We start from the raw sequence: 20,421 nt of genomic DNA on the forward strand, positions 1-20,421 counted from the left end.
ATTTTTTCGTCCATTTATCGTTCCGGGGTCTTGCCTGGTCCGCGGGCTGTCCCCATCTGTCCCGACATGGAAAAAGACATCGAACAATTTCACGGCACGACGATCGTCAGCGTTCGTCGTGGCAACCGCGTCGCCATCGGCGGCGACGGCCAGGTCACCCTCGGCAACATCGTCATGAAGGGCACGGCCCGGAAGGTGCGCCGCCTGTACAAGGATTCCGTCCTGGCGGGCTTCGCGGGCGCGACCGCCGACGCCTTCACCCTGATCGAACGGTTCGAGGCCAAGCTGGAAAAACACCAGGGTCATCTGCTGCGCGCCGCCGTCGAACTGACGCGCGACTGGCGCACGGACCGGGTGCTGCGCAAGCTGGAAGCCATGCTGATCGTGGCCGACGCGACCACCACGCTGGTGCTGACCGGCAACGGCGACGTGCTCGAACCCGAACATGGCCTCGCCGCGATCGGATCGGGCGGTTCATATGCCCATTCGGCGGCGCTGGCGCTGCAGCAGAACACCGACCTGCCGCCTGAAGAGGTGGTGAAGAAGGCGCTGACCATTGCCGGCGACCTGTGCATCTATACCAATCAACACCACACGATCGAGGTGTTGGGATGAACATGACCCCTAGTGAAATCGTTTCCGAACTCGACAAGTTCATTGTTGGCCAGAACAAGGCCAAACGGTCGGTCGCGGTCGCGCTGCGCAACCGCTGGCGCCGCCAGCAGGTGCCCGAGCCCCTGCGTCACGAGATCCATCCCAAGAACATTCTGATGATCGGCCCGACGGGCGTGGGCAAGACCGAGATCGCCCGCCGCCTGGCCAAGCTGGCCGACGCGCCCTTCGTCAAGGTCGAAGCGACCAAGTTCACCGAAGTGGGTTATGTGGGCCGCGACGTCGAAACGATTATCCGCGACCTGGCCGAAGTGGCCGTGAAACTGGTGCGCGAAAACGAAATGCGTGGCGTACGCACGCAAGCCGAAGATGCGGCCGAAGACCGCATCCTGGACGTGCTGGTGACGCCGCCGCGCGACGCATCGGGCAACCCGATCCGTGAAGACAATGCCGCGCGCCAGACCTTCCGCAAGCGTTTGCGCGAAGGCCAGATCGACGACCTCGAGATCGAAATCAACGTCGCGCAGGCGGCCCCGCAGATGGAGATCATGTCTCCGCCGGGCATGGAAGACATGACCGAGCAGATTCGCGGCATGTTCGCCGGCATGGCGCAGGACAAGAAAAAGCCGCGCAAGATGCGTGTGAAGGAAGCCTTCAAGCTGCTGGTCGAAGAAGAGGCCGGCAAGCGTGTGAACGAAGAAGAGCTGCGCACCAAGGCGATCGCCGCGGTCGAGCAGAACGGCATCGTGTTCCTGGACGAGATCGACAAGATCGCCACGCGCCAGGAAACCAGCGGGTCGGACGTGTCTCGCCAGGGCGTGCAGCGTGACCTGCTGCCGCTGGTGGAAGGCACGTCGGTCAAGACCAAGTACGGCATGGTCAACACCGATCACATCCTGTTCATCGCGTCGGGCGCGTTCCACCTGTCGCGGCCGTCCGACCTGATTCCGGAACTGCAGGGACGCTTTCCGATCCGGGTCGAACTGGATTCGCTGTCGGCCCAGGACTTCGTGCACATCCTGTCGGACACCGATGCGTCGCTGATCAAGCAGTACACGGCGCTGCTGGGCACCGAAGACGTGACGCTGGAATTTACGCCCGACGGCATGGAAAAACTGGCCGAACTGGCGTTCGCGGTCAACGAAAAGACCGAGAATATCGGCGCCCGCCGCCTGTACACCGTCATGGAAAAGCTGCTGGAAGACCTGTCGTTCGACGCTACCAAGAAGTCGGGTGACGTGATCCGGATCGATGCGCCCTACGTGGTGGAGCGCCTGCAGGAAGCCGTGGCGCAGCAGGATCTGGCCCGCTACGTGCTTTAAGACTGCTGGCGCGCCAACATGCCGGCTTTGCTCAACGGGCCGGTGCTTCGCCCAGCAGCAGATCCGTCATCAGATCGGCGACTGCGGAGATGTTTCGCACGTCGCCGATGCGTTGATTGATCACGAACCCGTCGAACGCCATCCAGATCACGTGCGCCAGCAGGCCGTCCCTGGCCAGCGCCTGACGCTCGGGCGGCAGGCTTTCCAGGATCATCTCGGTCAGGAAGCTTTCGACGGTTGCAAGCAGATCGGTGGGCTTGCCCATGTTCTGCGGCGCCGAGGCCAGGGCCTCGATCAGCGCGTTTGCAAACGAATGTTCCGCCCTGGGAATGTCGTCCCATATCCCCATGAAGATACGCTTGAGCTTGCTGCGCGGCGAGCGCGACCGCCGCACGGCCTGCCGCAGGGTATCGAGCTGTCCGCCCAACCAGGGGCGGTAGATCTCGTACAGGATCATCAGCTTGGAATCGAAATACACATACAGGTTGGCCACGGTCATGTTGGCGGCCCGGGCGATCTCCGCCATGGTCGTCGTGGTGTAGCCTTTTTGCGAGAAGAGGTGGAAGGCAGCTTCCACGATGGCTTCCCGCATCCCTTGTTTCTTGACTTGCGGCACGGTGTCTCTTTGCTGTTGTAAGGGTGGTCCGAATGCCGGCAGTGTAGAACAGCCCGCGTCCTCCCTCACGTCGACAGCGTGGCGCTGTGGCGCCGCTGCATCGTCTTCGCATGCGTCAATAAATAGTGCCATTCTTTTATGAAATCGCCAACTCATGATCGACGGGGCGCGCTCCGGATTGGGCGGACGTTGCGCAAATTCCGTTGACATGCGCGTTTCGCGTAATACAGAATGACGTTCATTATTGAAGCTTGGGGACAGGCATGAGCCCGACGACCGCAAGACTGCATGATCGTTACCCTGAACTGGGTACCGGCCCGGTGCCGGTCGAACCCTATATTTCTCCAGCCTACTTCGCGCAGGAAAAGGAAAAGATCTTCAAGAAGACGTGGCTGCACGTCGGGCGCGTCGAAGAGATCCCCGGGGTTGGCGACTACTTTGTGAAGGATCTGGCGGCCTGCGATACGTCGATCATCGTGGTGCGCAACAAGCAGGGCGTCATCCGGGCCATGCATAACGTCTGCGCCCACCGCATGAACCAGGTGGTGTACGAACCCTGCGGCAAGGCGCGCAAGTTCTTTTGCAAGTTCCATGGCTGGGCCTACGACCTGGACGGAAGGCTGACCGGCGTGCCGGAAGAGGGCTGTTTCTTTGATCTCGACAAGGTCGACTACGGCCTGTCGCGGGTGGCGTGCGAGGTGTGGCAAGGCTTCATCTTCGTCAACATGGATCCCAAGCCCGAGCTGTCGCTCGCCGACTTCATGAAGCCCATGTACGGCGACATCGAAGGCTATCCCTTCGACAAATTGACCACCGGCTTTTCGTGGACGACCGAGGTCAACTGCAACTGGAAGCTTGCCCTCGACGCCTTCCAGGAGGCCTATCACGTCGCCTATGTGCACGGCCATTCGATTGCCGATGCCATCGACAAAAGCGATGGCGGCGCGATGCGTCCGCTGGATGCGCTGTGTGGCGAATTCCATCGCCGGCTGTCTTTGGCGGGCAATCCGAAGTCGGTGTATGGCAACCCCAAGGCGGTGACGTCGGGTGGGGAAGCCGCGCGCGAAGCCCTGGCGGAATCGGCCGCGACCCGCCCGATTGCCGCCGCCGCATTGCGCGCCGGGATGGGTAGCGCAACCCACGAATTCCGGCTCGACACCCTGCCCAAGGGCATGAACTGGACCGGCAGCGAGAACTGGCTGTTCGACATCAACGTGGTGTTTCCCGAGTTTTACCTGTCCTTGCGGCCCAACTATTGCCAGGCCTACAACTTCCGCCCGATCTCGCACAACCGCACGCTGCTCGAAGCGCGGGTCTATTACCCGGACATGCCCACGGCGGGCGGCCGTTTTTTTCTGGAATACATGAAGGTAGCGCTGCGTGATGTGCTGCTTGAAGACTTGAGCACGCTCGAACGCACGCAGACCGCGGCGCAAACGGGCATCAAGAAACACATGATCCTGCAGGACTACGAACTGCTGGTCCGCCACAACTACAAGGTGGTCGACGGGCTGGTCCATGCCGGCGCCGCGCTTTGAAGGGAATCATTGATGTCATCCATTATCTTGCCCGATGCCTTTGCCCACCTGGCGCCGTTCACGCGCTGGTGCCTGGCCACCGAGACCGAACGCAACATGATGCGCAACACCAGCACCATGGCTGACATTCTGGCGTTCAAGGACGCGATGCTGCCCGAGGTTGATGCAATCGTTGCGTGGCTGGACCGCCATCCCGTCGATGCCTTGCCCGACGACGACAAGCCGCTGATGTACCTGCTGCTGTCGCTTGCCGAAGTGGGCCCCGCGGTGGAGTTCTACAAGCAGCCGGCTGTCATCGATGGCTACGATCCGCGCCGATTCATTGCGAACGAAAGCTTCGCGCTCCGTCCTTCCATCTGATTCCAGGAACCTTTCCCATGGCCAAATGCAGAGTGTTCGGTATCGATGACAACCTCAAGGAAGTGGTGCCCGGCGGCTTGTACATGAAGCACCTGTTCGGCAAGCACATCAGTGTCGCGGTCGTGAAGTTCATGGAAGAGGCTGGGCGCGATCTGCCCGCCAAGGCGCACGCGCATGGTGAAGAAGCGTCGTTGCAGGTCAGCGGCGGCTGTTCCGTGTTTGAAGGATTGGGCGCGCCGGACGATCTGGAATTCGTGATGGACGAGGGCGATGCGCTGATCATTCCGGGCGACGTGATGCACTATGGCGGCAATCGCTTCGAGCCGGCAGGCATCAGCCTGCGGCTGAATGTCGTGACGCCGGCGCGCAAGGAATATGGGCCGGAAGATACGACGCCGTATTACCCGCTCAAGGATCGGGAGGCACAGTCATGACGATGACCATGTCGGCCCATGGTGGCGTGGCGGGAGATGGCGCCGCCGTCAGTGGGACCCCTGCCGATGTCGTGCCCAGCCAGGCGGCTTCGTCCGGCCCCGCACACTGCCTGCGTGTCGACGCGGGCGCGAAGTGGCGTGCTGCAAACGCTACCGGCCAGCAGTTTGACGCGACCGGCAAGGCTTTCGATGTGGCCATCCGCGTGTTCGCCGAAGGCGAGACGGTCAGCGCCGGTGCCGATGCCGTGGGCGAAGAAGTCGCTGCCGTGCTTGAAGGGCAGTTCCATGTGGATGCGGCCGGTGAAAGCTATGACCTGGCGCGCGGCGAAGCCATTGTCATTCCCGAATTCGAAGCCCGCGCATGGCGTTGCACGTCCGCGCGCGGCGTGCTGTACCGCGTGCTCGTACGCGAACCCGGCGTGCCGGAAGACGCGGCAGTAGCGGTCGACGCAGCGGTTGCCATTCCTGCTGGGCCGACGACGGACCGGTCCACCCCGTCCACCGCGGCGTCGCCATCATGATGTCTACGCCGCGCCGCGCTGCCACGGACGACTTGCCATCGCTGGTCGACCGTCTGGACCGCCTGGAATCCCTGGCGGCCATCCAGGCGCTGAAAGCCCGTTACGGCGCACTGGCCGACGCGAAGTACACGGCGGATTACGCGCGGGTCGACGCCGGCACGATGCGCAAGGTCGCCTGGGAACAGGCGCAATGTTTTACCGACGACGCGGTATGGGAAGCCGGTGAAGGATTCGGCGCGAACCGTGTCGGACGGGACGCCCTGTTCGACTGGTTCCAGCAGTCCCCCTGGTGCTTTGCCGTGCACTATTACGGCAGCCCGGTCATCGACGTAGCGGGCGACACGGCCAGCGGCACGTGGCGCCTGTGGCAGATCGCGATGGCCGATGACACCCGCGAAGCCGTGCTGCTCGCTGCCGTCACGCATGAATCCTATGCCCGGCAAGCCGATGGCGCCTGGCTGCACAGCCGGATGCGATTCGAACAACTGCACATGCTGCCGGCCGGACGGGGTCCCGCACCGCTGGCGGCGACCCTGGCCGCGCTGGCCAGCCGCAGGTCCGCGTCGCCCATGACACTGGAGAGTCCGCCATCATGTTGAGTCCCCCCTGCACGTCGTTGGCGGCACCGCCGTAGCGCCTTCCGACCGGCTCCTTTCCGGCCGTCCGGCCCCCGAGTTCACGGTGGCCGAGAACCTGTGCACCGTGCTGTCGAACGACTGGGTCAATCCCGAATACAAACACCTGGTGCTCAAGGCGCCACCGATCGCACTGACGGCGCGGCCCGGGCAGTTCTTTCATCTGGCCTGCCCGCCCAGCGGCGTGGACAGCCCCTACCTGCGCCGCCCCATGAGTCTGTATCGGGTCGACCCGGCACAGGGCCATGTGGAGTTTTTGTACAAGGTGCAGGGCGCGGGCACCCGTGGGCTGGCCTTCCTGAATCCCGGCGACGGCCTGGATGCCGTGGGTCCGGTTGGCGTGGGCTTCGACCTGCCGGCGGGCTGCGGCCATGTGCTGCTGCTGGCGCGGGGCGTGGGTCTTGCCACGCTGGCGCCGCTGGCCGAATACGCGATCCGGCAAGGCGCCGCCGTGACCGCCGTGTTGAGTGCGCGCAGCCCGGCCCTGGTCATGTCGGAAGCCTATCTGCGCGAGGTCGGCGCGCAAGTCCATGCCGTGACGGACGATGAACAGACGAGCGACATCGTGCATGTGGAAAGCCTGATCCGCGACCTGCATGCACGGCAGCCCTTCGACCTGCTGACGACCTGCGGATCGAACCGCCTGCTGCTGTTGTTGCAGCGGCTGAGTGACGACCTGGACGTTCCCGGGCAGGTTGCCCTGGAACAGCACATGGGATGCGCGCTGGGCATGTGCTATGGCTGCGTCAAGGCCTTTCGCAAGGCGCCCGGCGCCACCGTGCTGACCTACAAGCGCGTGTGCTGGGACGGCCCGGTGTTCGATCTGCAGGAGACCGTATCGTGGTAGACATGAGCGTATCGATCGGCGGCATGACGCTGGCCAATCCCGTCATGCCGGGATCAGGCACTTTTGGCGAAGGCATGGCCAAGGTGATCGACCTGAATTTGCTGGGGGCCATCGTCAGCAAGACCATCACGCACGATGTGCGCGAAGGCAATCCCCCGCCGCGCATTGCCGAGTTCCGCGACGCCACGCTGTTTTCAATTGGCATCCCAAGCAAGGGCGCGGACCATTACGTGAATGAACTGGTGCCGTTCTACCGCGGCTATGTCCCACCCCTGATCGCCAGCATTTCGGCCGATACGATCGAAGGGTTCGCGGACCTGGCCGCGCGTATTTCCGTGCCCGGCGTGATGGCGATCGAAGCCAATGTGTCGTGTCCCAACATAAAAAAAGACGGGCAGGCGTTTGGCATGGACGCCGATGCGACCGAGCAGGTGGTGCGCGCCATGAAGGCCGCCACCCAGGTGCCGGTGTGGGCCAAGCTGACGCCCAACGCGGGCAACATGGCCGCCGTGGCGCGGGCCGCCGAACGGGGCGGCGCCGATGCCCTGGTGGCGGCCAACGCGATGCTGGCCATGGCGATCGACGTCGACACCTTCCGCCCCAAGGTTGCCAACCTGATGGGCGGCATTACCGGCCGCGCGACCAAGCCCATCATTCTGCGGATGGCTTACCAGTGCGCGCAGGCCGTGTCGATTCCGGTGATCGGCTGTGGCGGCATTGCGGACGCGAATGATGCGCTGGAATACATGCTGGCTGGTTGCAGCGCGGTGCAGATTGGCACAGCCAGCTTTATCAGCCCGAACGCCATGCCGCGCATCATCAACGACCTGGAAGCCTTCTGCCAGCGCCGGGGTATCTCGCGCATTCGCGATCTGATTGGCGCAATGCAAATGTTCGAACCTGTGATGCTGGAACGGAGGGCGACCTTATGAGTGCGATGCTTTCAGACGCTGGCAGTGATCATGACAAGGATCGCGGGGGCAGCGCGGGTCTGGGGACTGACCACGACACGAGTCGCGGCAGCATACTGGACGCCCCGGTTGCAGACGGTTCCGATGGCGACAGCCCACCCGGCGCGGGCTGGCACCGCGTCGGTCCGCGCGATGACTGCTTTGCGGATGCGCCCTGCATGCAGGCCACGGTCAACGGCGTCAAGGTCGGCTTGTTTTTGGTCGACGACGCGGTCTATGCCATTGACGACCTGTGCACCCATGGTCACGCCATGCTGACCGACGGCGAACTGGACGGCTTCGAAGTGGAGTGTCCGCTTCATGGCGGCGTGTTCGACGTGCGGTCGGGCAAGCCGATGTGCTCGCCGGTCACGCGTCCGGTGCGCACGCACCCGGTACGTTTTTATCAGGGCGGGGTGTATGTGAAGGTGGAAGGGTGATCGGCGAGGCCAGCGAGGCAGGCAAGGCCGCAATCACGTCTCGACGCCCGCGTATCGCCGTCATCGGTACCGGCGGCACCTTTGCAATGCAGGCCCGCCACCGCTTCGACTGGGTCGAGTACAGCGAAAGCGGCGTGATTCTGGGCATCGATCACCTGCTGACAACGATGGGCGAACTTGCGCCGCACATCGACATCGTCCCGATCGGATTTCGCGCGCTGGGCAGCACGGGCATCGTCCCGGCGGACTGGCTCGCGCTGTCATTGTTGATCACTTCAACCATGGCTCAGGACCCGTCGCTCGACGGAATCGTCATTACGCACGGCACCGCCACACTGGAAGAGACGGCCTGGTTCCTGGACCTGACCCTGGCGCTGGACATTCCCGTCATCGTGACCGGCGCGCAGCGGCCCGCCAACACCGAAGGGTCGGACGCCTGCGTGAACCTGCGCGCCGCATTGGCCGCGGCATGCGCGCCGGCGTTGCGGGGCCTGGGGGTACTGGTGGTCATGGACAACGTCGTGCTGCCCGCGCGAGACGCCACCAAGGTATCCAGTTTCGAGCTGGCCGCCTTCGAAGCGCCGGGCTTCGGTCCGCTTGCACGCATCGATGCGCAAGGGCAGGTGGCGCTGCGGCGCCTACCGGTGCGGCCCGCCGGCAGGCTGCCGATCACGGATCTGGCAGGCGTGGCATCGCTGCCCCGCGTGGACGTCGTGCTGTCCTATGCGGGCGCCGACCGCATTGTGATCGATGCGCTGGTGGCCGCCGGCACGCGCGGCATCATTAGCGCGGGGCTGCCGCCCGGCCGTCCCGCCAATGGCGAACGGGCCGCCCTGGTCGATGCCGTGGCCCGCGGCGTGATCGTGGTGCAGTCGACCCGCGCAGCGCGCGGCACCGTGCCGATGCAACGATTTCTGTCCGTTGACGGCATCCTGGCGGGCGGTGACCTGTCGCCGCAAAAACTGCGCATCGTGTTGATGCTGGCGCTGACGCGGACCGGCGATCCCGACGTCGTGCAGCAGATGCTGCTTGCGTATTGATGGCGGGTAGCCCCGCCGCGCCCCGGCAGCCACGCGCATGCCGCGAGAGTGTCGCAGACCCTTCGCGCGCCAGGCGCGCCTGACGATCAGCGTTCGAGCGCGGTGATCGTGTACTGGCCGTTGATCTTGTCGGCGGCAAAGCGGACCTTGTCGCCCGGCTTCACGTTCTGCAGCATGGCCGGGTCAGCCACGTGAAAAACCAAGGTCATCGCGGGCAAGTCCAGATTGGAAATCGCGCCGTGCTTGATGGTGATCTTGCCGGCGGCGGCGTCGATACGACGCACTTCGCCACTGGTGTTGGCCGATGCGGCCATGACGAGGCTGGTCGCCAGCAACGCGGCGGCTGCGGCAATAACGGTCAACGTTCGTTTCATGCGGTCTCCTTGAGACGATGGTGCAATGCACATGCTAGCAGGCGAACGCAGGCCGCACCTGCATGGGTATGACGAGGTGTAAGGGCCCGTATGGGCCGCTGCCCATCAATGCCGCCGATCCGCCAGTCCCGCAAGAATCGGGCAATCCGGCCGATGATCCCCATGGCAGTGCGAAGCCAGATTTTCCAGCGTGTCGCGCATGGCCTGCAGCGCATGGATCTTGTCGTCCAGTTCCCGGATGTGCCCCATCGCCAGCGCCTTCACATCGGCGCTCGGCCGGCCGCGATCCTGCCACAGTTGCAGCAGGGTATCGATCTGCGCAATCGAGAAACCCAGGTCTCGCGCATTGCGGATGAACTGGAGCGTGTGGATGTCGTCGTCCGTGTACAGGCGGTAGCCGGCGTCGGTACGCCGCGCGGCCGGGATCAGCCCGATCGACTCGTAATGCCGGATCATTTTGGCCGACACGCCCGACGCTTTTGACGCATCGCCAATATTGAGCGCGTTCAGGTGCTGGACGCGTGCAGGTTCCACCGCCATGTCATGCCTCCTTGGCAAGGGCCGTGCTGACGACCCTGGATGCGGCGGGGGCGGCCGCGGGCGCCCGTCGCGGCGCGGGTGACCAGCGCCGCAGCAGCACGGCATTGCTGACCACGCACACACTGCTCAGCGCCATGGCGGTGCCGGCCAGCACAGGATTCAGCCATCCCAGCGCCGCCAGGGGGATGCCGACCACGTTGTAGGCAAAGGCCCAGAACAGGTTCTGATGGATCTTGCGCGTCGTGCGGCGCGAGATCGCAATGGCATCGGCGACCAGCCCCGGGTCATTGCGCATCAAGGTGATGCCCGCCGTCTGCATGGCCACGTCGGACCCGCTGGCCATCGCAATGCCGACATCGGCGGTCGCCAACGCGGGCGCATCGTTGATGCCGTCTCCGACCATCGCAACGCGGCGTCCTTCGGCGCGCAGCCGCGCCACGGCGGCCACCTTGTCGGCGGGCAGCATCTGGCTTTCCACGTGGTCGATGTTCAATGCGTCAGCGACCGCGGCGGCACTGCCCGCGTTGTCGCCTGTCAGCAGCACCACCTGCACGCCCAGCCGATGCAGTTCCGCCACCGCCGCGGCGGATTCGGGGCGGATCGTGTCGCCAAAGGCCAGCAGGCCGAGCAGGGTGGGGGTGCGGGTGTTCACGTTTGGTGCAGCGTCGTTTGCAGAAGCGCCGTCGCGTGTCAAAGTCGCGGCTTCGCTTGTCAAGGTCGCGGCTTCGCCCGTCAAGGTCGCGGCTTCGCCCGTCAAGGTCGCGGCTTCGCCCGTCAAGGTCGCGGCTCCGCCCGTCAAGGTCGCGGCTTCGCCCGCCGACGCTGCCGAACTCGAGGCGGTTTCTTGCGACGCGAGCCAGGACACCGTGAACCCGGCTGCCTCGGCTTCCCGTGCCGACACTTTCAGGCTGTCTGTCGTCACGCCAAGTTCGCGCATCAATGCGCCACTGCCGAGCCAGACGGTGTGGCCATCGACCTCGCCCCGAAGACCCTTGCCCGGCAGGGCCTGGGTCTGATGGCTGGCCGGCGCGTCGCCACCCCGCGCCTTGTGCGCTTCAAGCACCGCCTTGGCCAGCGGGTGCTCGCTGCCGCGTTGCAGGGCCGCAGCCAGACGCAGAAGGCCGGCCGTGGCGGCGTCATGCGTGGCGCCCGCTGCGGCGTGTGCGCCCAGGGCGCCGCCCGTGGTGGCGCTTTGCTCGGCCCCCACTGGCGCCTGCGCGCCCAGGGTGACGCCCGCTTGCGTCGCCTGTCGCCCGTCCGCTACCCGGATCAGCGTCAGCGTCGGATGCCCGGCCGTCAGTGTGCCGGTCTTGTCGAACGTCACGCAATCGACCCGGTGCGCGGTTTCGAGCGCCTGGCCGTCCTTGATCAGAATCCCGTGGCGCGCAGCCACCCCGGTCCCGGCCATAATCGCCGCGGGTGTCGCCAGGCCGAGCGCGCACGGGCAGGCAATCACCAGCACGGCCACGGCGTTGAGCAGCGCCTGCGGCCAGTCGTGCGTGGTCAGGCCCCAGCCCAGCAGTGTCACCAGGGCGATCAGCAGCACGATGGGCACGAAGATGGCGCTGACACGATCCGCCAGGCGCTGCAGCGGCGCCTTGGTGGCCTGCGCGTCTTCCACCAGGCGCACGATGCGCGCCAGCGTGGTCTGGCTGCCAATGGCGCGCGTGCGCACCGCCAGCAGTCCGTCGCCGTTGATGGACCCGCCCGTCACGCGGTCGCCCACGCTCTTTTCCACGGGCCGGCTTTCCCCTGTCAGCATCGATTCATCGGCATAGCTGCGGCCTTCTTCGACCTCGCCGTCGACCGGAATGCGCGCGCCGGGCTTGACCAGCACCAGGTCGCTTACCCGCACGTGATCGATCGGGATCTCGACCTCGACAGGGCTTCCGCCCTCGGCGCGCCGCACCCACGCGGTATCGGGCCGCAGCGCCTGCAGGGCGCGCAGGGCTTCGGTGGTCTGGCGGCGCGCGCGGGTTTCGAGCCATTTGCCCAGCAGCACCAGCGTGATCACCGCGGCGGACGCCTCGAAGTACAGATGGGGCATGTGGTCGCCGCCATGCTGGAGCAGTTGCCAGACCGACAGGCCATATGCCGCCGAGGTCCCCAACGCGACCAGCAGGTCCATGTTGCCGGTGCCGGCCAGCGCCGCCTTGGCGCCCGCCCGGTAGAAGCGGGCACCCAGCCAGAATTGCACCGGCGTGGCCAGCAACCATTGCAGCCAGCCAGGCAGCATCCAGTCGCGGCCAGCCACCATGCCGAACATGGGCAGGATCAGCGGCGCCGTCAGCATCGCGGCGATCACCACCGGCCAGGCGTCGGGCAGCTTGCTGGAAGGCGCCCGGGTGTCATCGGCCAGCGCGCGCGCTTCGTAGCCCGCCTTTTCGATGGCTGCGGTCAGCGCTTCCATCTGGACGCCAGGCGCGTCGACATGCGCCTGTTCGGTCGCCAGATTGACGGACACGTCGTGCACGCCCGGCAGCTTGCGCAAGGCACGTTCGACCCGTCCCACGCACGACGCGCAGGTCATTCCCCCGACCGACAGGCGGTGCGTGGCGTGAAAGGTGGCGGCATCCATGGCAACACTCCGTAAGGTAGGCCCGGAGTACAAGGAAACGCCGTCGCAACGGCCCCATTGATCCGGGCAATGACCTGACTTTCAAGCCTACCATGATGTCAAGGTCAAGCCCCAGCCTTAGCCCCAGCCCCGGCCTCAGCCTTAGCCCAGCCCCAGCCCCAGCCCCAGCCCCAGCCCCAGCCTCAGGGTCCGGTCACCCGGCCCTTGCCGGTTCCCTCCGGGTCGCCGCCCGCCGCGACCCCTGTGCACAAGCCTGTGGGCAAGCTGTGGGCAGGCGGTGGACAGCCGGTGGACAGCGCGGGAAAACCGGTGAACAACGGAGTGGACAAGCCTGGGGATGGCGTGTGGACAAGCGCAGGTCACCCTTGCGTACATTCGTGTCACGCCGCAGTGGCTACAATCGGGTTTTTCGTCGCTCGACACTTTCATTCAGGCGCCTCCATGACAGATTTCACGCAAGCAGATTCCTCGTACGCCGAGAAGGCCGGTCCGCTGGTTACGACGCTGACGCCGCGCATCAAGGCCGAGGTGCTGGCCGAGGCGCTGCCCTACATCCGCCGTTTCCACGGCAAGACGATCGTCGTCAAATACGGCGGCAACGCCATGACCGAAGAGCGCCTGCAGCGCAGCTTCGCGCATGACGTCGTTCTGCTCAAACTGGTCGGCATCAATCCGATCGTGGTGCACGGCGGCGGCCCGCAGATCGACAGCGCCCTGAAGCGCGTCGGCAAGCAGGGCACCTTCGTCCAGGGCATGCGCGTGACCGATGCCGAGACCATGGAAGTCGTGGAATGGGTGTTGGGCGGCGAAGTCCAGCAGGACATCGTGATGATGATCAACGAGTTCGGCGGCAAGGCCGTGGGCCTGACCGGCAAGGACGGCGGCCTGATCCGCGCCAACAAGTTGCGCATGCCCGACAAGAACAATCCGGGCGCCTTCCTGGACCTGGGTTTCGTCGGCGACATCTCGTCGATCGACCCGTCGGTGGTCAAGGCCTTGCAGGACGACCAGTTCATTCCGGTCATCTCGCCCATCGGTTTCGGTGAAGACGGCTTGGCCTACAACATCAACGCCGACGTCGTGGCTGGCAAGATCGCCGAGGTCCTGCGCGCCGAAAAGCTGGTCATGATGACCAATACACCGGGCGTGCTGGACAAGAACGGCAATTTGCTGACCGGCCTGACCGCGAACAAGATCGATGAACTGTTTGCCGACGGCACCATTTCCGGCGGCATGTTGCCCAAGATCTCGTCGGCGCTGGAAGCCGCCAAGAGCGGCGTCAACTCGGTGCACATCGTCGATGGGCGCGTTGAACACGTGCTGTTGCTCGAAATCCTGACCGCGCAGGGCGTCGGCACGATGATCCGGTCGCACTGATGGCCGATCACCTCGTCGTCAGCGACGCGGCGGCGCGCGCCACCGGCGTGCCTGCCCTGGGCGATTTCCGGCGGCAGGTCAAACGCCCGTTGGGCCGGGTGCGCGCCAGCCGCCGGGTGCTGTCGCCCGGCAAGGCCAAAGAGCTGGTCTGGTTCTTTGACCTGGACAACACGCTGCACGACGCGTCGCACGCCATCTTTTCGCACATCGATCTGTCGATGACGGCCGCAGTGCGCGAAACGCTGAACGTATCGGAAGAAGAAGCCCACGCGCTGCGCAAGAAGTATTGGCAGCGCTACGGGGCCACCCTGATCGGGATGGTGCGCCACCATGGCGTGTCGTCGGCGGACTTCCTGCATCGCAGTCATAACTTCGATATCCGTCCGCTGGTTCGTGCCGACAAAGACCTACGCAATCGCCTGGACAAGCTGCCGGGCCGCAAGGTCCTGCTGACGAACGCTCCGCATAATTACGCACGGACAATCCTTTCGCATCTGGGTATCCTGCGTTGCTTCGACAGCCTCTGGGCCGTCGAAGACATGCGCTTTCATGGGGACTTCAAGGTCAAGCCGTCACCTGCCCTGATGCGCCACGTGCTGGCGCATGAAGGGGTCAGCGCCCACCGCGCCGTGCTTGTCGAAGACACTGCCGCCAACCTACGGGGCGCGCGTCAGGTCGGCATGCGTACGGTGTATGTCAGGCACCCCCAGACCCCGTTTGCCAAGACCCACCGTGGCCGGCCAACGTTTATTGACCTTCAAGTAAACTCGGTCAGTCACTTGTTGTTACAGCGTCGCCTGCTTCGCCGTGCGTAGTCCTGCCCCCGGGTAAGGGCCGCCCGGGGCAGCGACGAAGATTCCTTCTTTACACGGATCCAGCGCTTTATGGCGGCCATCAAGTCAGGCGAAAGAAAGACCCAGATCCTTCAAATGCTTGCAGAGATGCTCGAGCACCCCAAAGGCGAGCGTATTACCACCGCGGCCCTGGCGGCCCGGCTTCAGGTGTCCGAAGCGGCGCTGTATCGCCACTTCGCCAGCAAGGCCCAGATGTTCGAAGGGCTGATCGAATTCATCGAAACGTCCATCTTCGGCCTGATCAACCAGATCGCCGACAGCGAAGCCAGCGGCATCGCGCAAAGCCGCAAGGTCATCTCGTTGCTGCTGTCCTTCGCCGAACGCAACAAAGGCCTGACCCGCGTGCTGGCAGGCGATGCGTTGGTGATCGAAGATGAACGGCTGCAGGAACGCATGAACCAGTTCGTGGACCGGATCGAGGCGTCGTTGCGGCAGGGGCTGCGCAACGCGCTGTCGCTGGGCGAGCTGCCGCCGGCCGACGACATCCACGCGCGCGCCAGTCTGATCCTGCATTTCATCCTGGGGCGGTGGCAGCGATATGCCAAGACCGGGTGGAAGAAGTCTCCCACCGAATTCCTGGATTCACAAATGGTGCTGATGCTGCGGGCGTGACGTGGCGAGTGGGGCAAGCCGTGGGCAACGGTTTGATGAAACGGCCCGCGGCGTAATCAAAACGGCCCGCGGCAAAAGCGAACGGCCCGTGGCGTAATCGGACCGTCAGCGGTCCGAGCAGACCGCGCAGCCCGGATCCCGAGCCACCCGCACGCTGTGCCATTCCATGCCAAGTGCTTCCAGCATCAGCAGCCGGCCCGACAGGCTTTTCCCCACACCGGCGACCAGCTTGATCGCTTCTGCCGCCTGCATGGCCCCCACGATGCCCACCAGGGGCGAGAACACACCCATCGTGGCGCAGCGTTCTTCCTGAACATCGTCGCCGTCCGGAAACAGGCAGTGATAGCAGGGCGCCTTGGCGTCCCGCAGATCGAACGTACTGACCTGCCCGTCGAACCGGATGGCCGCGCCGGACACCAGGGGCGTGCCATGCTTGACGCATGCGCGATTGATCGCGTGGCGGGTGGCGAAATTATCGGAACAATCGAGCACGACGTCGGCCTTGGCCACCTCGGCATCGAGCGCGTCGCCCGCCAGCCGCACCGTCAAGGCGATCACTTCCACTTCGGGATTGATGGCATTGAGCGTGCGCCGGCCCGAGTCGGCCTTGGGCTGGCCGATCCGGTCGGTGGTGTGAAGGATCTGTCGTTGCAGGTTGGTCAGGTCGACGGTGTCGTCGTCGGCCAGCACGAGCGTGCCAACCCCGGCTGAAGCCAGATAATAGGCAGCGGGCGATCCCAGACCGCCCGCGCCGATGATCAGGACCCGCGACGCGATGATCCGCGCCTGTCCTTCGATCCCGAGTTCATCGAGCAGGACATGACGCGAATACCGCAACAGCTGGTCGTCGTTCACTTGGCCGCGTTCACTTCGCCGGCGCGGGAGTCGGCTTGATCACGTCGACAGGCTTGTCGGCCTTGTCACCGTCGGACGGACGGTTCGGCTTGGTGCCCTTTTCTTCTTCGGCCTTGGACGCCGCCTGCTGCGCGGCAGCCTTGGCAACATCTTCCGCCTTGGCCACCTGCACCGGACGGCCGGCCAGCTGGTTCAGCGCCTGCTGAAGCTGGAAGTCGTCGGCGCCGCCGAACTCGATCGGCTTGAGCGCAGCCTTGCGCTGTTCCGCAAGCTTTTCGGGGTCCAGGACGGCCGACTTCTTCTCTTCCGGATCCTTGTCGTTGATCAGGTGTTTGGCCAGGTCGGCTTCACGGGGACGCTCGAACAGGTCGCCGTCGGGCGTTTCGGTCACGGCGAGATCCGGGACGATGCCCTTGGCCTGGATCGAACGGCCCTTGGGGGTGTAGTAACGCGACGTCGTCAGCTTGATGGCCGATTCGCGGGAGATCGGCAGGATCACCTGCACCGAGCCCTTGCCGAACGTCTGGGTACCCAGCACCTTGGCGCGGTCCGTGTCCTGCAGGGCGCCGGCCACGATTTCCGACGCGGACGCCGACCCGGCGTTGACCAGGACGACCATCGGCACGGTCTTGGCCCAAGGCGGCAGGCGCTTCATGTAGTCGTCGCTGCTGCGCAGATAGTCTGCCGGCACCGATTCGTACTTGCGCTTGGAGTCAGGCGTGCGGCCGTCGGTCGTCACGATCACCGAGCCCGGCGGCAGGAAGGCGCCTGCGACACCAATGGCGCTATGGAGCAGGCCACCCGGGTCGTTGCGCAGGTCCAGCACGAGGCCCTTGGGCGCGCCGTTCTTGCCCAGGCGATCCAGATGCGTGATCAGGTCGGCGCCGGTCTGTTCCTGGAACTGCGACACCCGAACGTAGCCCACGCCGTTGTCCAGGGTCTTGCTGCGAACGCTTTGCACCTTGATCACGTCGCGCTCGATCTTCACGACCAGCGGCACGTCGGCGCCCTTGCGCACCAACGTCAGCACGATCGGGGTCTTGGGTTTGCCGCGCATCAGCTTGACGGCGTCGTTCAGCAGCAGACCCTTGGTGGACTTGTCGTCGATCTTGATGATCAGGTCGCCCGCCTTCACGCCGGCGCGTGCAGCCGGGGTGTCTTCGATCGGAGAAATGACTTTGACGAAGCCGTCTTCGGTACCCACTTCGATCCCCAGGCCACCGAATTCGCCCTGCGTCGTGCTTTGCATTTCGCGATAGGCATCGGCGTCCAGATAGGCCGAGTGCGGATCCAGGTCGGACAGCATGCCGGCGATCGCGCCGTCGATCAGCTTCTTGTCGTCGACGGGTTCGACGTAGCTGCTCTTGATCGTGGCGAATACGCTGGAGAACTGGCGGAGTTCTTCGAGGGGCAGCGGGCCACGCGTGTCGCGCTGGGCGACGGCTGTCAGGCCAACGCTGACCAGGACACCTGCCACGACGCCCACGCTGACCAGGCCAATACTGCGAACTTTACTTTTGCTGCCCATGTATTCCTCCGGGGCTACGATCGGAATGATCCACGGTTGGACATCCGACGGGCCTGCGGGTTCGGTTGGAGTGTGAAATTGATGGATACGGCGATGCGCCGCGCTGATGACAGGATTATCCGGTTCTTGCGCGTTAACGCAATGCGGTCCATTTGAGTGGATCGAACGGGGCGCCGCGGAAACGGAGTTCAAAGTATAGGCCCGATTCCGACTGCCCCCCGGTGGCGCCAACATTGGCGATCACGTCGCCGCTCGAGATGCTGTCGCCGACATGTTTAAGGATGGATTGGTTGTTACCATAAATCGACAAATACTGGCTGCCGTGGTCCACGATCACCAGATTGCCGAATCCCCGCAGCCAGTCCGCGAACACGACCTTGCCGGCCGCGACGGCATGCACGGTGGTGCCTTCTCCGGCGCGAATGAACACGCCGCGCCAGCTGCCGCCTTCGCCACGCGGTGACCCGAAGCGGCCGACCACGTCGCCGCGGACCGGCAGCCGCAGACGGCCGCGCAGCTTTTCGAACTGGCCGGACAACGATGCATCGGGCACGTCGTCGTTGCGGGCCACCGCCGTGTCGGGCGGCGGCGGGGGCGGCGGGCGCACGGCTACCGGAGGGGCTCGGGCGGCGGGGTGCGGCCCTGGCGTGCCGCTTCGGCTCGCGCGCGGGCCTGGGCCTGCGCCTGTGCCTTGGCCGCGGCTTCGGCGCGGCGCGCCTCGGCGGCGGCCGCTGCCGCCACCCGCCGCGCTTCTTCCTCGCGCCGCTTCTGTTCGGCGATCCGCTTCTGGCGGGCTTCTTCGGCCTGCCGGGCGATCATCCGGGTCAGCTCGTCGATTACGCGCGACAGGCGTTGTTCGTCGCGGGCGACCGCGGTGGCTTCCTTGCGCTGGCTGTCGAGCTGCGCGGAAATCGTGTCCATGACCTTGCGGCGTTCGGCCGATTGCTTGAGCAGCTCTTCGCGCTGCCTGCCTTCTTCCTTGGCCAGCGTATCGAGTTCCGCGCGCCGGTTGTCGGCCTGATTGCGCAACTGGTTCAGCTGTTCCAGTTCGGCGCGCAGGTCGACCACGGCCGCGGCGCGCGCCTGCGACACGTAGCCCAGGTAGGACAGGTTGCGGCCCAGGCGCTGCGGGTCGTCGCCCGACAGCAGGGCGCTCCACGGCGTGATGCCGCCGGTGGCGTATTGCTTGCGCAGCAAATCGCCCAGGTTGTCCTGGCGGCGGGCCAGGGTGGCTTCCTGCGCGGCGATCTGTGAATTCTTGGCATCCAGTTCCGCGCGGGCCTTGGCCTGCGACGCGGAAATTTCAGCGAGCCGCCGATTGGTGCGGGAAATGGTCTGCTCCGATTCCTTCAGCGCGTCGGCTGCGTCGGATTTGGCCTCTTCCTGCTCGGCAATGTCTTTCTTGAGGGCTTCCAGGCGGTTGCGCAGCGCTTCCCGCTCGCGCGCGACCACCTTGGGATCGGAAGGCGCCCCGGGCGGGGGCGTGGTGGCGGACTGTGCCGCCACCGCGGCCGACGTGCCGCTGGCCACCAGGACCAGCGCAGCCAGCGAAAACGTCGCCGCTTGCAGAATCACTTGGCCTTCGCCTTGCCTTGTGCGGCCACGGCGGCCATGGCAGCTGCGATCTCGTCCGCATTGCCGAGGTAGTAGTGCTTGATCGGCTTGAGGTTTTCGTCGAGTTCGTACACCAGCGGCTGGGCGGTCGGGATGTTCAGGCCCACGATCTCGTCGTCGGACACGTTGTCCAGGTGCTTGATCAGGGCGCGCAGGCTGTTGCCGTGCGCGGCGATCAGGACCCGCTTGCCGGCCTTGATGGCGGGGGCGATCGACTCGTTCCAGTACGGTACGACGCGCTCGACCGTGTCCTTCAGGCATTCGGTGGCGGGCAATTCGGCGGCGCTCAGGGCGCCATAGCGCGGATCGAAACGCGGATGGCGTTCGTCGTCGATGTCCAGCGGATTGGGCGCGATGGCGTAGGCGCGGCGCCAGATCAGGACTTGCTCGTCGCCGTACTTGGCCGCCGTTTCCGACTTGTTCATGCCCTGCAGGGCGCCGTAGTGGCGCTCGTTCAGGCGCCAGCTGTTGATGACCGGCAGGTACATCGCGTCCATGGTGTCGAGCGCGATCCACAGCGTGCGGATGGCGCGTTTGAGCACCGAGGTGTAGGCGACGTCGAAGCCGTAGCCTTCGCGCTTGAGCAACTCGCCGGCCTTGCGCGCTTCTTCGCGGCCTTTTTCGGTCAGGTCGACATCGGTCCAGCCGGTGAACCGGTTGTCAAGGTTCCATTGGCTTTCGCCGTGACGCATCAGTACGATTTTGTACATGGGATAAGGGCGGCGCTGCCGCAGAGGTGAAGGTTGAATACAATCCGGCGTCCCGGTCCGTATT

Annotated in this window: 23 protein-coding genes; 14 read left to right on the forward strand and 9 right to left on the reverse strand. The window is 65.0% G+C overall.

The genetic code is table 11. The annotated features are described in order from the left end of the window. Positions 1 to 78 precede the first annotated feature (78 nt). Together hslV and hslU are read left to right on the forward strand one after the other, a co-directional pair. Positions 79 to 615: an ATP-dependent protease subunit HslV gene (hslV, locus tag ACNANG_RS14770; protein ID WP_420227548.1), complete on the forward strand. Its 537-nt coding sequence runs from the start codon at positions 79 to 81 to the stop codon at positions 613 to 615. Positions 616 to 617: 2 nt separating this feature from the next. Beyond that, positions 618 to 1,934, forward strand: a complete 1,317-nt coding sequence (hslU, locus tag ACNANG_RS14775; protein WP_420227549.1) for an ATP-dependent protease ATPase subunit HslU — start codon at positions 618 to 620, stop codon at positions 1,932 to 1,934. Between the two features lie 31 nt (positions 1,935 to 1,965). On the opposite strand, the gene ACNANG_RS14780 is transcribed toward hslU, so the two are convergent. Beyond that, on the reverse strand, positions 1,966 to 2,550 hold the full coding sequence (locus ACNANG_RS14780; protein WP_420223610.1) for a TetR/AcrR family transcriptional regulator: 585 nt from the start codon (positions 2,548 to 2,550) through the stop codon (positions 1,966 to 1,968). Positions 2,551 to 2,813: 263 nt separating this feature from the next. Here ACNANG_RS14780 and ACNANG_RS14785 point away from each other — a divergent pair, with 263 nt between their 5' ends. The 9 genes from ACNANG_RS14785 (at position 2,814) to ACNANG_RS14825 (ending at position 9,315) form a co-directional block, all read left to right on the forward strand. Continuing rightward, positions 2,814 to 4,088: an aromatic ring-hydroxylating oxygenase subunit alpha gene (locus ACNANG_RS14785; protein WP_420223611.1), complete on the forward strand. Its 1,275-nt coding sequence runs from the start codon at positions 2,814 to 2,816 to the stop codon at positions 4,086 to 4,088. A 12-nt stretch (positions 4,089 to 4,100) separates the two neighbouring features. Next, on the forward strand, positions 4,101 to 4,448 hold the full coding sequence (locus ACNANG_RS14790) for a hypothetical protein (RefSeq protein WP_420223612.1): 348 nt from the start codon (positions 4,101 to 4,103) through the stop codon (positions 4,446 to 4,448). A 17-nt stretch (positions 4,449 to 4,465) separates the two neighbouring features. Beyond that, on the forward strand, positions 4,466 to 4,882 hold the full coding sequence (locus ACNANG_RS14795) for a cupin domain-containing protein (RefSeq protein ID WP_420223613.1): 417 nt from the start codon (positions 4,466 to 4,468) through the stop codon (positions 4,880 to 4,882). Next, positions 4,879 to 5,403: a hypothetical protein gene (locus ACNANG_RS14800; protein ID WP_420223614.1), complete on the forward strand. Its 525-nt coding sequence runs from the start codon at positions 4,879 to 4,881 to the stop codon at positions 5,401 to 5,403. Before ACNANG_RS14795 ends, ACNANG_RS14800 begins: the two co-directional genes overlap by 4 nt. Then, on the forward strand, positions 5,400 to 6,002 hold the full coding sequence (locus tag ACNANG_RS14805; RefSeq protein ID WP_420223615.1) for a nuclear transport factor 2 family protein: 603 nt from the start codon (positions 5,400 to 5,402) through the stop codon (positions 6,000 to 6,002). The genes ACNANG_RS14800 and ACNANG_RS14805 overlap by 4 nt, the downstream gene beginning before the upstream one ends. Before the next feature lie 82 nt (positions 6,003 to 6,084). Then, a complete protein-coding gene (locus tag ACNANG_RS14810; protein ID WP_420223616.1) occupies positions 6,085 to 6,885 on the forward strand; it encodes a dihydroorotate dehydrogenase electron transfer subunit in 801 nt (266 codons plus the stop codon). Continuing rightward, the gene (locus ACNANG_RS14815) at positions 6,879 to 7,817 is read left to right on the forward strand and encodes a dihydroorotate dehydrogenase (protein WP_420223617.1); all 939 of its coding nucleotides are present in this window, start codon (positions 6,879 to 6,881) and stop codon (positions 7,815 to 7,817) included. Before ACNANG_RS14810 ends, ACNANG_RS14815 begins: the two co-directional genes overlap by 7 nt. A 5-nt stretch (positions 7,818 to 7,822) precedes the next feature. Continuing rightward, positions 7,823 to 8,275 carry a non-heme iron oxygenase ferredoxin subunit gene (locus tag ACNANG_RS14820; protein ID WP_420223618.1) on the forward strand — a complete coding sequence of 151 codons (453 nt, stop codon included), beginning with the start codon at positions 7,823 to 7,825 and terminating at the stop codon, positions 8,273 to 8,275. Next, positions 8,272 to 9,315: an asparaginase gene (locus ACNANG_RS14825; protein ID WP_420223619.1), complete on the forward strand. Its 1,044-nt coding sequence runs from the start codon at positions 8,272 to 8,274 to the stop codon at positions 9,313 to 9,315. Before ACNANG_RS14820 ends, ACNANG_RS14825 begins: the two co-directional genes overlap by 4 nt. A gap of 86 nt (positions 9,316 to 9,401) precedes the next feature. On the opposite strand, the gene ACNANG_RS14830 is transcribed toward ACNANG_RS14825, so the two are convergent. From ACNANG_RS14830 to ACNANG_RS14840, 3 genes are all read right to left on the reverse strand, one after another. Continuing rightward, complete coding sequence (locus tag ACNANG_RS14830) at positions 9,402 to 9,689, reverse strand: copper-binding protein (RefSeq protein ID WP_179583783.1); 288 nt, start codon at positions 9,687 to 9,689, stop codon at positions 9,402 to 9,404. 105 nt (positions 9,690 to 9,794) lie between these two features. Continuing rightward, positions 9,795 to 10,229: a Cu(I)-responsive transcriptional regulator gene (gene cueR / locus ACNANG_RS14835; protein WP_420223620.1), complete on the reverse strand. Its 435-nt coding sequence runs from the start codon at positions 10,227 to 10,229 to the stop codon at positions 9,795 to 9,797. Between the two features lies 1 nt (position 10,230). Continuing rightward, entirely contained in the window at positions 10,231 to 12,807 is a 2,577-nt protein-coding gene (locus ACNANG_RS14840) for a heavy metal translocating P-type ATPase (RefSeq protein ID WP_420223621.1), read from the reverse strand. Positions 12,808 to 13,248: 441 nt separating this feature from the next. Between ACNANG_RS14840 and argB the strand changes: the two genes are divergently transcribed. The 3 genes from argB to slmA all read left to right on the forward strand — a co-directional run bounded on the left by argB (position 13,249) and on the right by slmA (position 15,650). Beyond that, entirely contained in the window at positions 13,249 to 14,184 is a 936-nt protein-coding gene (argB, locus tag ACNANG_RS14845; protein WP_420223622.1) for an acetylglutamate kinase, read from the forward strand. After that, positions 14,184 to 14,999, forward strand: a complete 816-nt coding sequence (locus ACNANG_RS14850; RefSeq protein WP_420223623.1) for a pyrimidine 5'-nucleotidase — start codon at positions 14,184 to 14,186, stop codon at positions 14,997 to 14,999. The genes argB and ACNANG_RS14850 overlap by 1 nt, the downstream gene beginning before the upstream one ends. Positions 15,000 to 15,068: 69 nt before the next feature. Further along, positions 15,069 to 15,650, forward strand: a complete 582-nt coding sequence (gene slmA, locus ACNANG_RS14855; protein WP_420223624.1) for a nucleoid occlusion factor SlmA — start codon at positions 15,069 to 15,071, stop codon at positions 15,648 to 15,650. A 105-nt stretch (positions 15,651 to 15,755) separates the two neighbouring features. Here the strand turns inward: slmA and ACNANG_RS14860 are convergent, their stop codons facing one another. From ACNANG_RS14860 to gpmA, 5 genes are all read right to left on the reverse strand, one after another. Next, the gene (locus tag ACNANG_RS14860; RefSeq protein ID WP_420223625.1) at positions 15,756 to 16,505 is read right to left on the reverse strand and encodes a HesA/MoeB/ThiF family protein; all 750 of its coding nucleotides are present in this window, start codon (positions 16,503 to 16,505) and stop codon (positions 15,756 to 15,758) included. Positions 16,506 to 16,515: 10 nt separating this feature from the next. Continuing rightward, complete coding sequence (locus tag ACNANG_RS14865) at positions 16,516 to 18,033, reverse strand: S41 family peptidase (RefSeq protein ID WP_420223626.1); 1,518 nt, start codon at positions 18,031 to 18,033, stop codon at positions 16,516 to 16,518. Between the two features lie 133 nt (positions 18,034 to 18,166). Then, positions 18,167 to 18,640: a murein hydrolase activator EnvC family protein gene (locus ACNANG_RS14870; protein ID WP_420223627.1), complete on the reverse strand. Its 474-nt coding sequence runs from the start codon at positions 18,638 to 18,640 to the stop codon at positions 18,167 to 18,169. A 2-nt stretch (positions 18,641 to 18,642) separates the two neighbouring features. Beyond that, positions 18,643 to 19,608: a murein hydrolase activator EnvC family protein gene (locus tag ACNANG_RS14875; protein ID WP_420223628.1), complete on the reverse strand. Its 966-nt coding sequence runs from the start codon at positions 19,606 to 19,608 to the stop codon at positions 18,643 to 18,645. Further along, positions 19,605 to 20,357 (reverse strand): 2,3-diphosphoglycerate-dependent phosphoglycerate mutase, encoded by a 753-nt coding sequence (gene gpmA / locus ACNANG_RS14880; protein ID WP_420223629.1) that lies wholly within the window; start codon positions 20,355 to 20,357, stop codon positions 19,605 to 19,607. Before gpmA ends, ACNANG_RS14875 begins: the two co-directional genes overlap by 4 nt. Positions 20,358 to 20,421: the final 64 nt, after the last annotated feature.

Origin of the sequence: Pigmentiphaga litoralis (assembly GCF_048632615.1) — a bacterium.
Lineage (GTDB): Bacteria > Pseudomonadota > Gammaproteobacteria > Burkholderiales > Burkholderiaceae_B > Pigmentiphaga > Pigmentiphaga litoralis_B.

Bases quoted from the DNA above. Each gene is read 5' to 3' on its own strand.
- ACNANG_RS14805 (WP_420223615.1), top strand. From the start codon at position 5,400: ATGATGTCTACGCCGCGCCGCGCTGCCACGGACGACTTGCCATCGCTG.
- ACNANG_RS14820 (WP_420223618.1), top strand. From the start codon at position 7,823: ATGCTTTCAGACGCTGGCAGTGATCATGACAAGGATCGCGGGGGCAGC.
- argB (WP_420223622.1), top strand. From the start codon at position 13,249: ATGACAGATTTCACGCAAGCAGATTCCTCGTACGCCGAGAAGGCCGGT.
- slmA (WP_420223624.1), top strand. From the start codon at position 15,069: ATGGCGGCCATCAAGTCAGGCGAAAGAAAGACCCAGATCCTTCAAATG.
- ACNANG_RS14795 (WP_420223613.1), top strand. From the start codon at position 4,466: ATGGCCAAATGCAGAGTGTTCGGTATCGATGACAACCTCAAGGAAGTG.
- ACNANG_RS14790 (WP_420223612.1), top strand. From the start codon at position 4,101: ATGTCATCCATTATCTTGCCCGATGCCTTTGCCCACCTGGCGCCGTTC.
- ACNANG_RS14840 (WP_420223621.1), bottom strand. From the start codon at position 12,807: ATGGATGCCGCCACCTTTCACGCCACGCACCGCCTGTCGGTCGGGGGA.
- hslU (WP_420227549.1), top strand. From the start codon at position 618: ATGACCCCTAGTGAAATCGTTTCCGAACTCGACAAGTTCATTGTTGGC.
- cueR (WP_420223620.1), bottom strand. From the start codon at position 10,229: ATGGCGGTGGAACCTGCACGCGTCCAGCACCTGAACGCGCTCAATATT.
- gpmA (WP_420223629.1), bottom strand. From the start codon at position 20,357: ATGTACAAAATCGTACTGATGCGTCACGGCGAAAGCCAATGGAACCTT.
- ACNANG_RS14850 (WP_420223623.1), top strand. From the start codon at position 14,184: ATGGCCGATCACCTCGTCGTCAGCGACGCGGCGGCGCGCGCCACCGGC.
- ACNANG_RS14800 (WP_420223614.1), top strand. From the start codon at position 4,879: ATGACGATGACCATGTCGGCCCATGGTGGCGTGGCGGGAGATGGCGCC.
- ACNANG_RS14785 (WP_420223611.1), top strand. From the start codon at position 2,814: ATGAGCCCGACGACCGCAAGACTGCATGATCGTTACCCTGAACTGGGT.
- ACNANG_RS14830 (WP_179583783.1), bottom strand. From the start codon at position 9,689: ATGAAACGAACGTTGACCGTTATTGCCGCAGCCGCCGCGTTGCTGGCG.
- ACNANG_RS14865 (WP_420223626.1), bottom strand. From the start codon at position 18,033: ATGGGCAGCAAAAGTAAAGTTCGCAGTATTGGCCTGGTCAGCGTGGGC.